This is a genomic window from Thalassospira sp. MIT1004 (assembly GCF_001858545.1).
GTDB classification, from domain to species: Bacteria; Pseudomonadota; Alphaproteobacteria; order Rhodospirillales; family Thalassospiraceae; genus Thalassospira; species Thalassospira xiamenensis.
The window spans coordinates 59,890-75,017 of record NZ_MCAO01000001.1; the positions used below are offsets into that span (position 1 = coordinate 59,890).

The 15,128-nt window shown below is 54.4% G+C and carries 14 protein-coding genes; 9 read left to right on the forward strand and 5 right to left on the reverse strand.

Translation table 11 applies throughout. From position 1 onward, the window contains the following. Window positions 1-2: 2 nt before the first annotated feature. The 4 genes from BC440_RS00275 to BC440_RS00290 form a co-directional block, all read right to left on the reverse strand. Window positions 3-512 (reverse strand): DUF1850 domain-containing protein, encoded by a 510-nt coding sequence (locus BC440_RS00275; protein ID WP_063092117.1) that lies wholly within the window; start codon window positions 510-512, stop codon window positions 3-5. Further along, on the reverse strand, window positions 509-1,474 hold the full coding sequence (locus BC440_RS00280) for a TAXI family TRAP transporter solute-binding subunit (protein ID WP_063092118.1): 966 nt from the start codon (window positions 1,472-1,474) through the stop codon (window positions 509-511). Before BC440_RS00280 ends, BC440_RS00275 begins: the two co-directional genes overlap by 4 nt. A gap of 553 nt (window positions 1,475-2,027) precedes the next feature. Then, the gene (locus tag BC440_RS00285) at window positions 2,028-3,443 is read right to left on the reverse strand and encodes a sigma-54 dependent transcriptional regulator (RefSeq protein WP_063092119.1); all 1,416 of its coding nucleotides are present in this window, start codon (window positions 3,441-3,443) and stop codon (window positions 2,028-2,030) included. After that, entirely contained in the window at window positions 3,443-5,239 is a 1,797-nt protein-coding gene (locus tag BC440_RS00290) for an ATP-binding protein (protein WP_063092120.1), read from the reverse strand. The genes BC440_RS00285 and BC440_RS00290 overlap by 1 nt, the downstream gene beginning before the upstream one ends. Before the next feature lie 324 nt (window positions 5,240-5,563). Here BC440_RS00290 and BC440_RS00295 point away from each other — a divergent pair, with 324 nt between their 5' ends. The 9 genes from BC440_RS00295 (at window position 5,564) to BC440_RS00340 (ending at window position 14,164) form a co-directional block, all read left to right on the forward strand. Continuing rightward, window positions 5,564-6,280, forward strand: coding sequence for a response regulator transcription factor (locus tag BC440_RS00295; RefSeq protein WP_007088270.1), 717 nt, complete (start codon window positions 5,564-5,566; stop codon window positions 6,278-6,280). Between the two features lie 63 nt (window positions 6,281-6,343). Beyond that, window positions 6,344-8,002 carry a stimulus-sensing domain-containing protein gene (locus BC440_RS00300; protein WP_063092121.1) on the forward strand — a complete coding sequence of 553 codons (1,659 nt, stop codon included), beginning with the start codon at window positions 6,344-6,346 and terminating at the stop codon, window positions 8,000-8,002. A gap of 94 nt (window positions 8,003-8,096) precedes the next feature. Continuing rightward, window positions 8,097-8,537 carry an HPr kinase/phosphatase C-terminal domain-containing protein gene (locus tag BC440_RS00305; protein WP_063092122.1) on the forward strand — a complete coding sequence of 147 codons (441 nt, stop codon included), beginning with the start codon at window positions 8,097-8,099 and terminating at the stop codon, window positions 8,535-8,537. Then, entirely contained in the window at window positions 8,534-9,469 is a 936-nt protein-coding gene (rapZ, locus tag BC440_RS00310) for an RNase adapter RapZ (protein WP_063092123.1), read from the forward strand. The genes BC440_RS00305 and rapZ overlap by 4 nt, the downstream gene beginning before the upstream one ends. A gap of 18 nt (window positions 9,470-9,487) precedes the next feature. Next, complete coding sequence (locus BC440_RS00315) at window positions 9,488-9,892, forward strand: PTS sugar transporter subunit IIA (protein WP_037989365.1); 405 nt, start codon at window positions 9,488-9,490, stop codon at window positions 9,890-9,892. A 95-nt stretch (window positions 9,893-9,987) separates the two neighbouring features. After that, entirely contained in the window at window positions 9,988-10,263 is a 276-nt protein-coding gene (locus BC440_RS00320; protein ID WP_007088265.1) for an HPr family phosphocarrier protein, read from the forward strand. A gap of 82 nt (window positions 10,264-10,345) precedes the next feature. Further along, window positions 10,346-12,142, forward strand: coding sequence for a phosphoenolpyruvate--protein phosphotransferase (gene ptsP / locus BC440_RS00325; RefSeq protein WP_063092124.1), 1,797 nt, complete (start codon window positions 10,346-10,348; stop codon window positions 12,140-12,142). A 246-nt stretch (window positions 12,143-12,388) separates the two neighbouring features. Then, the gene (gene ahcY, locus BC440_RS00335) at window positions 12,389-13,684 is read left to right on the forward strand and encodes an adenosylhomocysteinase (protein WP_007088263.1); all 1,296 of its coding nucleotides are present in this window, start codon (window positions 12,389-12,391) and stop codon (window positions 13,682-13,684) included. 111 nt (window positions 13,685-13,795) lie between these two features. Next, on the forward strand, window positions 13,796-14,164 hold the full coding sequence (locus BC440_RS00340; protein WP_071239328.1) for a 5-carboxymethyl-2-hydroxymuconate isomerase: 369 nt from the start codon (window positions 13,796-13,798) through the stop codon (window positions 14,162-14,164). Between the two features lie 20 nt (window positions 14,165-14,184). Here the strand turns inward: BC440_RS00340 and BC440_RS00345 are convergent, their stop codons facing one another. After that, window positions 14,185-15,120, reverse strand: a complete 936-nt coding sequence (locus BC440_RS00345; protein WP_071239329.1) for a DUF294 nucleotidyltransferase-like domain-containing protein — start codon at window positions 15,118-15,120, stop codon at window positions 14,185-14,187. Between the last annotated feature and the right edge of the window lie 8 nt (window positions 15,121-15,128).

Consider the following 15,128-nt stretch of genomic DNA (forward strand, 5'->3'; position numbering starts at 1 on the left):
ACTTATTCCCCGGTATCAAGGCGGATGGTGACACGGGTGTGTTCAGCCATCTTTGAAAGATATATTTCGTCACCCTCTGTCGTGACGATACGATGGTCGACTGCAAGACTTCCGACGCGCAGGGCATAGGCATTGCCCGGCACAGGTTCGTCGATGTCCTCGATCCAGTATCCGCCACCTTTGGCGCTGGTCAGGACTCCACGACCCGGATAATGGCCAAGACCTGCTGCAAAATCGGGTTGGTATGTACGATGCAGGACCATCCTGCCCAGATCATCGACATAACAATCGATAACCCCGTCACCAGTGACCGAATGGTTCCAGTAAAGGCACCAGCCAGATTGGCGTGGAATTGGTGTTCTGGCCAAAACCGATCCGTCAGCGGCAATGACTTCCAGGTGGTCCGTTGCCGTACCCGGCGTGGTTTCAGCATGACGAGCTGGCCCGCTACATGCCGATATCAGAAGGGTAAAGGCGGCCAATGCTGGCCGCCCCCAATTTAGTGAAATCATGGATAAAGCTTAGGCGGAATCGGTGAACCGGTTTCTTCGTAGTAACGAAGGGCACCCGGATGCATCGGAATCGGCGTCGAGTTCAGAGCGAAATCAACGGTGGTGTCGTTGGCAGCCGGGTGAATGGCGATCAGTTCATCAACTTTTTCAAACAGGGTTTTGGTGATCTGATAGGCCAGTTCGTCATCCATTTCTGCATTCACGAACAGAACGTTCGGGGTTGAAACGGTGTTTACCGGTGCGGTTACACCGTCATAGAGCCCTTTGCGCAGCGCATAGGGTGCGAAGGTCGGTTCGGCATCAAGAGCAGCAACGATTTCCTCATCGCTGAGAGCGATCAGCTTGATCTCACGCGTGGTTGCGAGGTTCAGGATCGAGCTGGTGGGCGGGCCGACGCTCCAGAAACCTGCATCGATATCGCCGTCACGAAGTGCGTCGGCGGTTTCGTTGAAGTTCAGGCGCTGTTCTTCGATGTCATCATAAGAAATGCCGTTGGCTTCAAGCAGGGTTTTGGCAGAAACTTCGGTGCCGGAACCTGGCGCACCAACAGAAACGCGTTTGCCTTTAAGATCGGCAAGGCTGGTAATGCCGCTATCTGCCATGGTCACGATCTGAACGGCATTCGGATAGATCGAAGCCAAGGCGCGAACATTGTCAAGTTTGCGGCCTTCGAATTTGCCTGTACCCGTGAAGCCGGCATAAACAGTATCGGCCAAACCGATTGCAATGTCGCTGTCGCCACGGGAAATAAGGCCCATGTTTTCAACAGATGCACCGGTGACTTCGGCAACTGCGGTCGCACCGTCAACATATTTGCTGATCAGTTCCGCAAGACCGCCGCCATACGGATAATAAACGCCACCGGTACCGCCGGTCGCGATGGAAAGCTGACTTTGGGCGAATGCCGGGGCACCGAACATCATCAGTGCTGCCGCTGCAGAAAGCAGATTCCGCAATTTCATACTTAGTCCTCCCTAGGATTAGTGTTTACTGCGTTGATAACAACAGAAACGGTCAATAAAGAAATATTGGCAGTTATCTTTTGGTATCTCCTCAGTTGTTGGTCGTCCTGTTCTCTAACGAATATGGTGTCGGGTAGGCACTTAACAGGTCGTTGGGATAATAAAGCAGTGTCCGATCCGGTCGCCAAATACGGCACGCGCAAATCGCCCGTGAAACTGATTCACAAGGATGCTGTCAGAAATCCGACAAAATGCGGTGGCATTCAGATGCGATTGACCCGTTATCGGGCCGATCAAGCGTCATGCGATGAAAGCATGCCTTCCCGGACATTGGTTATTCTCCCTGACGAATGTTGTTTATTGTTTTGCCCTAGTGATTGGCAAACATCATGCCAACCGGGGATTCTATTTTTCTATTTATATATCAAACAGATACAAAAATCAGCCAGATCATATCGGCGGAAAATTGCCGATGTACCATTTCTTTTTCGGCGGATTTTTGCCGATAGACCCGATTCACAAATATCCTAACACTTTAAAGCTGCGGGACAAATTATCGCTCTTCAATGGTATCACGGCGAATGTTCAGCTTTTTCATTTTTTCGTTCAGGGTGCGACGCGGAATGTCGAGTTCGTCCATTACTGTTTTGACGTTGCCGTTATGGCGCGTCAGAGCATCGCGGATGATGTGCTGTTCGAAATGGCGAAGCTGATCTGCGAGTGATCCGGTTTTGTCGGCAGGGTCGGCGGCACCATTGCCAATGCTGTTGCCAAACAGACGTGCCCAGCGTTCTTCGGCGTTGCCGGTCAGGAGCACATAGCGTTCCGCGAGGTTTTTAAGTTCGCGCACATTTCCCGACCATTCATGAGCCAGAAGTCCGCCCCAAAGTTTTGCAGGCGGTTTTTCATACGGGCGATCAAAATTTTCGGCCGCCCGTTCGGCAAAAATGTCAAACAGCAGCGGCAGGTCATCCTTGCGCTGGCGAAGCGGGGCGATTTGCAGTTCGAATGTGTTGATCCGAAACAGAAGGTCTTCGCGGAAACGCTTATCAGCAACGGCGGTCGGCAAATCTTCGTTGGTGGCACAGATCAGCCGGAAATTGACTTTTACCGGGGTGTTTGACCCAAGTCGGACGATTTCGCGCTGTTCAATGACGCGCAGAAGCTTGGCCTGCAAGGCCAGCGGCATGCTTGATAATTCATCAAGAAACAGGGTGCCATTATCGGCATGTTCGATCCAGCCGATCCGGCGGTTGGTTGCGCCGGTAAAGGCCCCTTTTTCATGACCGAAAAGCTCGCTTTCGGCGGTACTTTCTGGAATTGCCGCGCAGTTAACGGCAACAAATCGCCGATCATTCCGGGTGCTGAGGTCATGAATGGCACGCGCGACCAGTTCCTTGCCGGTACCGGTTTCTCCGGAAACCAGAACCGGGACTTCGGTCGGGGCGATATTGGCGATTTCGGCCTTGAGGGCACGCATCGACGGGCTGTTGCCGATCAGGCGGCTGTCAAGCGTGCCCTGTTGGGCGATTTGCGTGCGCAGGGCGCGGTTTTCGATGACAAGCTTGCGTTTTTCAATTGCGCGCTCAAGGCTTTCGAGGATGTCGTTCGGCTCAAACGGTTTTTCAACGAAATCATAGGCCCCGCTTTTCATCGCTTCGACCGCCATCGGGACATCGCCATGACCGGTCATCAGGATCACCGGAATGTCACGGTCGATCGCCAGAACCGATTTGGTAAAGGCGATGCCATCAAGCTTTGGCATTTTGACATCGGTCAGGATGACGCCGGCGAAATCGGGTGTGATATCTTCAAGGGCTGAAATCGCGTCGGCATGAACACAGATGGTGTAGCCTGACAGGTCAAGCCATTGCGACAGGGAAACACGCAGGGCTTCTTCATCATCGACGATGATCACCTGTGCCGTTTGTGGTTTTGCGCTGGTGGTATCGATTTTCGAGTGCGGCATTACGTCTGCGTCCCCCGCATCAATGGTAATTGTATTTCAAAGCAGGCCCCGCCACCCGCCCGGTTATAGGCGCGGATCGTTCCACCAAAGTCACGAACAATTCCATAGCTGACCGACAGGCCAAGCCCCACACCCTGTCCCGGGTCCTTGGTGGTGAAGAACGGGTCAAACAGCAAAGCCAGGCTTTCCTCGCCGATGCCAGGACCGGTATCGGAAATGCGAATGGTGGCTTTATCCCGGGTTTGCGTAAGATCGACGATGATGCGTTTTTCCGTCTTGCCGTTCGCATTATCCGTTCCCGGTATTTCGGCCATGGCATCAAGGGCATTGCGGATGATATTGACGAAAACCTGTTCGATCCGAACCAGATCGGCATGGACAATCAGATCACCGTCAAATGCCGACTGTTCAAGCACACAGCCTTCATTGTGCAGCTGTGATGACAGTAATTGTATCACATTATCAAGGGCAGCCCGGATATTGACGGGTTCAAGCACGCCGGTTGATTTGCGCGAGAAGGTTTTAAGTTGCCCGGTGATCGATCCCATGCGTTCGGTCAGGGCAGAAATCTGTTCGATATTGGTGCCCAGATTTTCCGGCTTTCCCCGTTCCAGCATCAGTCTGGCACTGGCGCAAAAGGTTCGGATTGCGGCAATCGGCTGGTTGATTTCATGCGCGATTGCGGCGGACATCTGCCCAAGGGCGGCCAGTTTACCCGCCTGAACCAGTTCATCCTGCGTGCCGCGCAATTCGGCCTCGGTCTTGCGGCGTTCGGTGATTTCCTGTTCAAGACGTGTGTTAAGCGCCTGAATGCGGGCAAATTCCATGGATTTGCGCTGGGATGCCAGTTTCAATTCACGTTCGCGCAGGAACAGCACAATCAGGATGATCAATCCCGACCCGATCAGGGTGATCAGCATGACGCTTGTGCGTCGCTCTGCGACATAGTCCATCGGAGTCAGATAAAACAGATTCCATTCACTGCCGCTGATCGGTTTGATGTCAAACAGGAAGCGTTCATTACCGATTTCAAGCAAGCCATCCTCGCCAGAAGGATTTTCAGCAATGTTCAGTGACCGGAGTTCCTGACCGGAATATTGGCGATTGCGCAAGATGCGCTCACGGTCGGTTTCGGTCAGCGGGCGAATGGTGCGATATTTCCAGTCGCCGCGACTGGTTAACATGATCACACCGTCGGCATCTGAAACAAAGACTGTTTCGCCCCCGTCCTGCCAGTTCCGTTCAAGCTCATCGAGTTCAATTTTGACAGCAACCACGCCGACAATTTCGCCGGATTTCGATATCGGATGGGAAATGAACAGGCCTGATCGCCCGGTGGTCACACCGATCCCGTAGAAAAATCCTTCCTGCCCGGCGAAAGCTTCGGTGAAATAGGGGCGGAAACTGTAATCCTGACCCACGAAACTGTCGGGCGTTCCCCAGTTGCTTGCCGCGACCGTTTTGCCGGTTCGGTCCATGACATAAAGTGCGGCCGCGCCCGACCGTCCGTTGACCTTTTGCAGATATTGGTTGGCAATATCCACAGTGCCGTTTCCGGTGACGACATTGACGATTTCATGATTTCGGGCAACGACATAGGGCAGATATCGATAGCGATCGACAGCGGCGCGCAATGTGCTTTCATAAAGTGCAAGGCGGGCCTGGGATGTTTGCTGTAACTGGCTGATGGCAAGGGTTTCGGTCGAATTGACAGCAAGCCAGACGACCAGTCCGGCAATGACAATCCCGGCAAAACTCAACGATGCGCGACTATAGGTGCTTAACCAGTAGAACAATCCTGCCTCTCGCGCGTTAGAGTTTGGTCTTTTGCTTCATACAGGGCGTTTTGGCGCCCGGTCTGTTGGCGGGGGTGTCCGGCTTCCTGTTCGGGTGCACGATAGTTATGTGGCATCGGGACGGGGAGTCAATAAAGACGCAGGGCAGTACCGGTATTGAATGTCGCTTTCCCATGGGGTGGAACGGCAGAAATCAGGTAGGGTCTTGGTGTCGTACATGAACAAAGCCTCAAATATGCCTCAAGTGGTTATTTTTTCGCCACAATGGGATGTATTTTGTTAGGCTTGTTTCAAATTTTAATCTGTCTAACTGACGAGGTTCAGGTGAGTAAGATCGCACTTGTTGATGACGACCGTAATATCCTGACATCGGTTTCGATGGCGCTTGAAGAAGAAGGGTATGAGGTCCAGACATATTCCGACGGGTCTGAAGCGCTGCATGCCTTGACCAAGGAAGAGCCCGATCTTGCCGTGCTCGATATCAAGATGCCGCGCATGGATGGCTTGGAGCTTCTGACGCATCTTCGCAAAAAGACCCAGATGCCGGTGATTTTTCTGACATCCAAGGATGACGAGGTCGACGAGCTGACCGGTCTGAGACTTGGGGCAGATGATTATATCAAAAAGCCGTTCTCTCAGCGTTTGCTGATCGAGCGTATCCGGACCTTGCTGCGTCGTGCCGAAATCATGCGCGCAGGCGGTGTTCGCCCGAGCGGTTCGGAAGACGTTATTCAGCGCGGGGAACTGGTTCTTGATCCATCACGCCACATGTGCAGCTGGAAAGGCCAGCATGTGAACCTGACAGTGACGGAATTCCTGTTGATTCAGGCGTTGGCAAAACATCCGGGCCACGTGAAAAACCGTGATCAGCTGATTGATGCGGCTTACGGCGAACATATTTATGTTGATGATCGTACCATCGACAGTCACATCAAACGTCTGCGCAAGAAATTCCGCGAGACAGACAAGGAATTCAAGGAAATCGAAACCCTGTATGGCGTTGGTTATCGTTACCGCGACACAGCGACGGTTGCGAGTTGAAGTCCTGAACACTCTTGTCGCAGTGCCGGGCCGATATTGGCCCGGCCAGAATTGCGGGTCTGAATGAGCGATTTACCTGCCTCGGCTGAACAGCAATCCGTGCCGCAACACGAAACCCGTGTTGCGCGGATAGAGGAACGCCACGGGCTTTTTTCCCCGTTAACCTGGCGCATTCTGGCGGTGAATGCGCTGGCTCTTTTTGTGCTGGTCGCGGGTATCCTTTATCTTGGCCGTTACAAGCAGGAACTGATCCATTCCGAACTTGAAGCCATGGCCGTGCAGGCGGAAATGTATGCCGCCGCATTGTCGACATCGGCTGTCGGACAGGGTGATGATGCAACCAATCGGGTGAAGCTTGAAGTCGCGCGCGAAATGGTGCGCCGACTTGTCGGGATTACCGGGGCACGGGCACGGCTGTTCGGGGCGAATGGCCAATTGATCGCTGATAGCCGCAATGTCCGGACATTTGGCAGCGGTGCGGTTCAGGCAGAAGAGCTGCCAGCACCGGGTGAAGATGACCAGCTTGCCGAAATCATGCGCAAACTGACCGAGGGAATTCTTTCGCTTTTTGAGGGCGAGCAGCCGCTTCCGCTTTATGTCGATCCCCCGGTCGCAAGTGCCAGTGATTATCCGGAAGTACGTGCCGCCCTTGCCGGATATTCACGCGGCGTGGTCCGGGTGGATAGCCAGGGGCGCCGGGTTTTGTCGGTTTCGGTGCCAGTGCAGCGTTTCAAGCAGGTTCTGGCGTCGATCATGCTGACCAAGAATGGTGATGCGATCGAAAATGCCCTGCATGCGGTTCGGCTTGATATTCTGAAAATCTTTGTTTTTGCGTTTGGTATTACGGTTCTGCTGTCGATTTATCTGGCCGGGGTGATTACGCGCCCGTTAAACCGTTTGGCGCGTGCGGCCGAACGGGTCCGGCGCAGCAAGAACCGTCAGTTTACCATCCCCGATCTTTCGGATCGTCGCGATGAAATCGGCGATCTGTCGACGACGCTTCGCGATATGACCGAAACGCTTTGGGATCGTATGGACGCGATTGAACGTTTTGCCGCCGACGTCGCCCATGAAATCAAGAACCCGCTGACGTCGCTTCGCAGTGCGGTTGAAACCGCTACCCGTCTGAAAGACCCGGAACGCCAGCGCCGTCTGATGGAAATCATTGCCGAAGACGTTCAGCGCCTTGATCGCCTGATCAGCGATATTTCCGATTATTCACGCATGGATGCCGAATTGTCGCGCGCTGAAACCGAAGAAGTTGATCTGCGTGTTTTGCTGCAAACCCTTTGCGAGCTTTATAACGCCGATGCGGATGGCCCGCCGGTCAAGGCATCGGTGCCTGAAAACCTCATTGTGCCGGCCCTTGAAAGCCGATTGGTGCAGGTGTTCCGCAACCTGATTTCAAACGCGATCACCTTTACCCCCGAAGGCGGATCGGTGCGGGTGCGCGCATGGCGTGACAAGGATCAGGCTGTGGTGACGGTCGAGGATGATGGACCCGGCATTCCGCCCGGCAAGGAAGAAGCAATTTTCAATCGGTTCTATACCGAACGCCCATCAGGCGAAAAATTTGGTCAGCATTCCGGTCTGGGGCTTTCGATTTCCAAACGCATCGCCGGGGCGCATAACGGCGACCTGACAGCGACAAACCGAATCCTCGATGGCGAGGTCAAGGGCGCGATCTTTACCCTGCGCTTGCCGCTTGAAGAAGGTGCGTAATCCGTCGAATTGCCGATAATTTCTATCCATGAGGATAGACCTGCATGTTTCACGTTTGACAAGCCAGTATCACCCGCGCATCGTTTTGTCCGCTATGACACAAATCCATGCAAATTGTGTCGCGCTTGGGTCCTATGCGATTTTGTTGCGCGGGCCATCAGGCAGCGGCAAATCCAACCTTTCGCTGCGGCTTGTCCGGGCCGGAGGGCGGCTTGTTTCCGATGACAGGACCGACATTTTGGCGCGCGATGGCAAACTGATTGCCAGCGCGCCGATACAGATTGCACGATTGTGCGAAGTGCGCGGGATTGGTATCGTCCGCGGGCTTGCCCATCAGGCAGCAGGCGATGTGAGGGTTTTGTTCGATCTGGTGGCCGACCCGGTCGAGGTGGAACGGATGCCCGAGCCCCGTTTTGAAACGTTTTATGGTATTTCGATTCCGTCCTGGAAAATCTGGCCATTCGATATGGCAGTCGACGCCAAGATTGAGGTCGCCTTGTCCTTGGCAACAGGTGAGATGCAGCTCGAAACATGACCGATGCAGACAATGCAATAGGCCCGATAAACGCCGATGGCGGCACCGGCGAGAATGGCGAGGATACGCGACTTGTCCTGGTGACCGGGGTTTCTGGTGCCGGACGAACGACGTCGCTGAAAATCTTTGAGGATTTCGGCTTTGACGCGGTCGACAACCTGCCGTTGCGGTTGCTGCCAGCTCTGCTGAGCGGGGGGACCGACCTTGATCAGCCGCTGGCGATTGGCCTTGATATCCGTACGCGCGATTTCGGTGTCGATCAGTTCGTCAACATCGTCAGCTCTTTGCGCGAACAGCCCGGCGTTAACCCGATGGTGGTTTTTGTCGATGCCGAGACAGGCATTTTGCAGCGTCGCTTTACCGAAAGCAGACGGCCCCATCCTTTGACCCATGACCGGCCGCTTGTCGATGCGATTGAACATGAAAAACGCCTGATGGCGCCGATTGCGGCGACGGCGGACATGATTATCGATACCTCGCGGCTTAAATCGGCCGAGCTTCGCAAGATCCTTCAGGACCAGTTTGCGATTGGCGAAAAGGATGCGATGGCGATCTTTGTCAAAAGCTTTTCGTTCCGTCAGGGCGTGCCCGGCGAAGCCGACCTTGTTTTTGACGTTCGTTTTCTGCGTAACCCGCATTATGATCCCGAGCTTCGTTTGCTGACCGGGCTTGATGACCGGGTTGGTGCCTATATCGAGAAGGATCAGGATTTCGCCGGTTTCATGGATCGGTTAAAAGGCCTTATCGGCCCTGTTCTGCCGCGTTATGCGCAGGAAGGGAAAAGCTATCTGACCATCGCGGTCGGTTGTACGGGCGGTCAGCATCGTTCCGTTTACATCGCGCGCATGCTAAACGACTGGATTGCCGGTCTGGGATATGATGTTCATCTCAGTCATCGTGACAAGCCAGATGAACCGAAACCGGGGGAGTGAATTGATGGAGAAAACGGCATGATCGGGATGGTGCTCGTCACCCATGGCGATCTCGCGAAGGAATTCGTATCGGCCTTGCAGCATGTTGTCGGCGAACAGGAAAATGTCGCTGCCGTCTGCATCGGACCCGACGACGACATGGAACAACGTCGTGCCGACATTCTTGCGAGTGTCGAGGCTGTCGACGATGGCAAAGGTGTTGTGCTGTTGACCGATATGTTCGGCGGCACGCCGTCGAATCTGGCAATTTCCATCATGGAACAGGCCAATGTCGAAGTGATTGCAGGGGTTAATTTACCTTTGTTGATCAAACTGGCATCGGTGCGCATCGATGGCACGCTGGCCGAAACGGTCAATGCAGCGCAGGAAGCGGGCCGGAAATATATCAATGTGGCGTCGCGCCTGCTAAGCGGCGAGGAATAAACAACAAAAACAGAAGTTCGGGCGATCGGGGATGGCCCGGATCTTTTGAAAGTTTGCCGACGGGGACTTGAAGTCGGGACTAAGGCGGGACAAATATGGCGCAGACGGAAAAGCGGATCGTAACCATCAGCAATCAACGCGGATTGCACGCGCGGGCGGCCGCAAAATTTGTTAAACTTGCCGGTGAATTCGAATCCCGGATCATGGTTCGCAATCGCGGAACAGAGGTTTCAGGCGTATCGATCATGGGGCTTATGATGCTTGCAGCATCGACTGGCACGGAAATCGAGATCGAAGCATCAGGCCCGGATGCCAAAAAGGCGATTGATGCGCTTAACGAACTTGTTGATGCCAAGTTCCACGAAGAATAAGCCGCAGAATGAATAGGATTTCCGCATAGGCGGGAACGGGAATTTCTGGAAACAACAAGAACGAGTTGGCAGCAAACCAGGCTTGCAAGTTCCACCAAAAGACCAGACCACAATCGATGACCAGTCGCCGTCCGACCGCCGGGTAATTACAGGGCTTGGGGCATCGGGCGGGATTGTAATCGGTCGGGCCTTTGTCATGGACCGGCAATATGTCGATGTCAGTCGCACACGTATCGATGCGGCGGCCATCCCGACCGAAACCGAACGCCTGCACAAAGGCGTTTCGGAAAGTATCGAACAGCTTAAACGCCTCAAATCCCAATCGGCCAATGTCGGCGGTGCCGCATCCGAGGAGCTTGGATTCCTGCTGGATGCCTACGTTCATATGCTCACCCAGTCGCGCCTTGTGCGCGGGGCCGAAGAACTGATCCAGACGCGCCATATGAATGCGGTACACGCGGTCAGCGAGGTCATTGATGCCATCGCGACCCAGTTTTCCGGTATTGATGATCGTTACATCGCAGCACGCGCGTCCGACATCCGCGAGGTTGGCCTGCGTCTGATGCGGTGCCTGATCGGGGAAACTGACCGGGCATTTGAAACTGCGCCCAAAGGTGCCATTCTGATCGCCGAGGAAGTCAGCCCGGCCGATATGGCGCGCCTTCAACCCGGCCAGATTACAGCCTTTGTCACCGCGCTTGGCGGGGCGGAAGGCCATACCGCGATCATGGCCCGGTCGCTTGGCATTCCAGCGATTTTGGGTGCGGCCGATATCATTCGCGGGGTTTCGGGCGGTGATCTGATCATTGTTGATGGCGGTCGGGGTGAAGTTATCCTGCGTCCGACCGAGGATGATCTGGCCCATTATAGCCAGCGTCGCGAAGACTGGCGGGCGGCACGCGCCAAACTGGCCAGCCTGCGCGATGTCCCGTCGGCGACCCGCGACGGGGTCGAAATTGACCTGCATGCCAATATCGAATTGCCCATCGAACTGTCGGCGGCACTGGAAAACGGGGCGACCGGCATCGGACTTCTGCGCAGCGAGTTCATGTTCATGAACAAGGACTATCTGCCGGACGAAGACGAACAATATGCCGAACTGGCCGATATCGTGACCCGGATGAATGGCAAGCCGGTGACGATCCGTACCCTTGATATCGGGGGTGAAAAGCTTGCGGTGTCATTGCAGGCAGAAATCGGGTCCGGGCCAAACCCGGCACTGGGATTGCGTGGCATCCGTTTGTCATTGCGTAAGCCCGAATTGCTGGAAGCCCAGATGGCCGCCATCCTGCGGGCATCCCTGCACGGGCCAATCCGGGTTCTGATCCCGATGGTGGTCAGCGTTCATGAAATGAGCCGGGCGCGTCAGATTTACGAAGCCGTTGCAAGGCGCCTGCGCAAGGAAGGCCATGCCATACCGGATGTTTTACCGCCACTGGGCGCGATGATCGAAATACCAGCCGCCGCACTGGCGATTGATGCCTTGGCGCGCGAAAGCGATTTCTTTGCCATCGGCACCAACGATCTGACGCAATATACACTGGCAATTGATCGTACCGACGATCAGGTGGCGGGGCTTTATGACCCGTTGCATCCATCGGTTTTGCGTCTGATCCGTGATGTGATCAAGTCATCGCGGGATCGCGACATCCCGATCAGTGTTTGTGGCGAAATGGCCGGTGACCCGCGATATACACCGCTTTTCCTTGGCTTCGGGCTGCGCAATCTTTCGATGTCCCCGGTCAGCCTTTTGCCGGTCAAGCAGCGCCTGCGCCGTCTTGATACGCGTAATACCGAACATCAAGCCGCGCGTGTGATGGAACAATGGGATTCTGCACGCATCGCCATGATGCTGGATGATTTCAACGATCTTGCCTGACCGGCGATCATAATACTTAATAAATCAATCGGTTATGAGATGGGTCCATGCAGCATGGGCGCTGTGTATTTGCGTTTATTTTTCCGGCATTGAAAATTCATCGAAGAAAAGACTTGAAATCGATATAAAGAAATCTTTATATGTCTTCCATCGCGAACGGGCAAACCGTCGCACAGGAATTTTCGGGCGTATCTGCAAGATCCATGTGGTCGGCGGTTGCGCTGTTTTTGTTTGATTGGAGACGACATGTCGAACTTTACCGATTGCAAGGTCGCAGACATCTCGCTGGCCGCCTGGGGCCGCAAGGAAATCGCGATTGCCGAAACCGAGATGCCGGGCCTGATGGCGTTGCGCGAAGAATACGGTGCGGCCAAGCCGCTTGCTGGCGCACGCATCGTCGGTTGCCTGCACATGACCATTCAGACCGCGGTTCTGATCGAAACCCTGACGGCACTTGGTGCTGAAGTTCGCTGGTCGTCGTGCAACATCTTCTCGACCCAGGATCAGGCTGCAGCAGCGATCGCGGCAACCGGCGTTCCTGTCTTTGCCTGGAAGGGCGAGACCGAGGAAGAATTCTGGTGGTGCATCGAGCAGACCATCACTGGCCCGAACGGCTGGAAACCAAACCTGATCCTTGATGATGGCGGCGACGTCACCCAGCTGATCCACGACAAGTATCCGGAACTTCTTGAAGACATCAAAGGTCTTTCCGAAGAAACCACCACCGGTGTGCATCGCCTGTATGAAATGGCGAAAAAAGGTACGCTGAAGGTCCCGGCGATCAACGTCAATGACTCGGTCACCAAGTCGAAATTCGACAACCTGTATGGCTGCCGTGAGTCACTTGTTGATGGCATCAAACGCGCAACCGACGTCATGGTTGCCGGTAAGATCGGTGTGGTTGCCGGTTTTGGTGATGTTGGCAAAGGTTCGGCTGCATCGCTGCGCAGCCAGGGTGCACGTGTTCTTGTGACCGAAATCGATCCGATCTGTGCGCTTCAGGCCGCAATGGAAGGTTACGAAGTCACCACCATGGAAGATGCTGCACCGGTTGGCGACATCTTCGTCACCACCACGGGCAATATCGACATCATCACGCTCGACCATATGCGTGCGATGAAAGACCGTGCAATCGTTTGCAACATCGGTCACTTCGATTCCGAAATCCAGATCGGTTCGCTGCGTAATTACAAGTGGGACAATGTCAAGCCGCAGGTCGACGAAGTCGAATTCCCGGATGGCAAACGTCTGATCGTTCTGGCCGAAGGCCGTCTGGTCAACCTTGGTTGCGCAACCGGTCACCCGAGCTTCGTGATGTCGGCATCCTTCACCAACCAGGTGCTGGCCCAGATCGAACTTTGGAAAAACCACGCCAACTACGAAAACAAGGTTTATGTCCTGCCGAAACACCTTGACGAGAAAGTTGCCGCCCTGCATCTCGACCGTCTTGGCGTGAAACTGACCAAGCTTTCGAACGAACAGGCCGAATATATCGGCGTGCCGCAGGCTGGTCCGTTCAAGCCGGATCATTACCGCTACTAAGCGCAATCGCGTTTTGCATCAAAGCCGGTCCGTTCATTCGGACCGGCTTTTTTGTGTTTTGCGACGACGCGTTCGGGTAAGAAAGAGAACACCACAACAGGGAAGCAAGCCATGCCCCAGCTTGAAATCGAATATTCCGCCAATTTGCCAATCACCGAACAGCTTCGCGGGTTGGCGATCAGCCTGCATCGTGAAATTGCCAGGGCAGCCGATGCCGATCTGGAAAGTTTCAAAACACGTTTATCGCCACTTGAAAATGTCGTGATTGCTGATGGCGGGCCAAAGCATGGCATGGTGCATCTTGATGTGCGGCTGTTGTCGGGGCGCTCTGACGATGTCAAACATGCCGTTGGTTCCATCGCACTTGAAACCCTGCGGGCGCATCTGGAAAATCTGGTCGGGAATTTCGATGTACAGTTTACTGTTGAAGTACATGATCTGGACCGGGCCAATTACCACAAGCATGTTACAAACGCCTGACGGCCCGATCGGGTTGGCAGTTACATCAAAAGTGCTTCATGGATCGGGTGATCGGGGCCGTAACGATCATTCATCAGTTTGATCAGCTCGCGCGAAAACTGCTTGCCTGCATCCAGCAGGGAACGGAGTTCGGTGTCACTGCGATCATTCGGGCCGACTTTTTCAAGCCGTTTGCGGACATCCGGATCGCTGAGTTCGCGCAGAAACCGGTCATAGAGTTCGAGTGCGGGAAGGCTTTTATCGCCAAAAACCGTTTGAACGCGTGTGATCGGCGATAACTGCAAAAGTTCCGATAGTTTCGCCCGTTTACCGATATAATCACGACCTGCGGTTTCTGCCGCCGCGATAATACCACCAAAATAAAGCATCTTACGCGAAAAGACGAGTTTAAGACGTCTTGGTGCCCATGCCTTGCTGGCATCGCCTTCGCGGGTTTTGATTTCGAAATCGACGCTGATGGTGCGGTAATAGCGGATGACGTCATTGACCAGAAAGCGTGCGATGGATTCCCGTGTAACCGTTTCGGTGACATAGTTGGCAATCAGTTCGTCAAAGAAGGCACGTTTGCCGACTTCGTTATAAAGCCATTCACATTCCAGCAGAAACAGCAGGCGGCGTGTGGTGATCGAATTGGTGTCGCCATCAAGGCCGATGCGGTTGACCAGTTCCTCGGCCGGGACATAGGATGAAAACGGGCCGTTAACGGCCGCCTTTTTGGTCACCATGGCACCAAGAATTTCGGAAACGTCACGGTGGGGGGCCAGATCACGGTCAACTTCACGACCGATGATGAAGTAATCCAGATCCGATTGTTCTGATGCCTCGTGCCGACCGAACGACCCGGTAACAACAACGCAGAAAGCGCTGCCATGCAGCTGATTGGCGAGTGCGCTTCGCATCTCGTCGAGCCGCTTTGCGGTATAGGCCTGATTGCTGGCGATGGTATCTGGCAACAAGGTTGAAA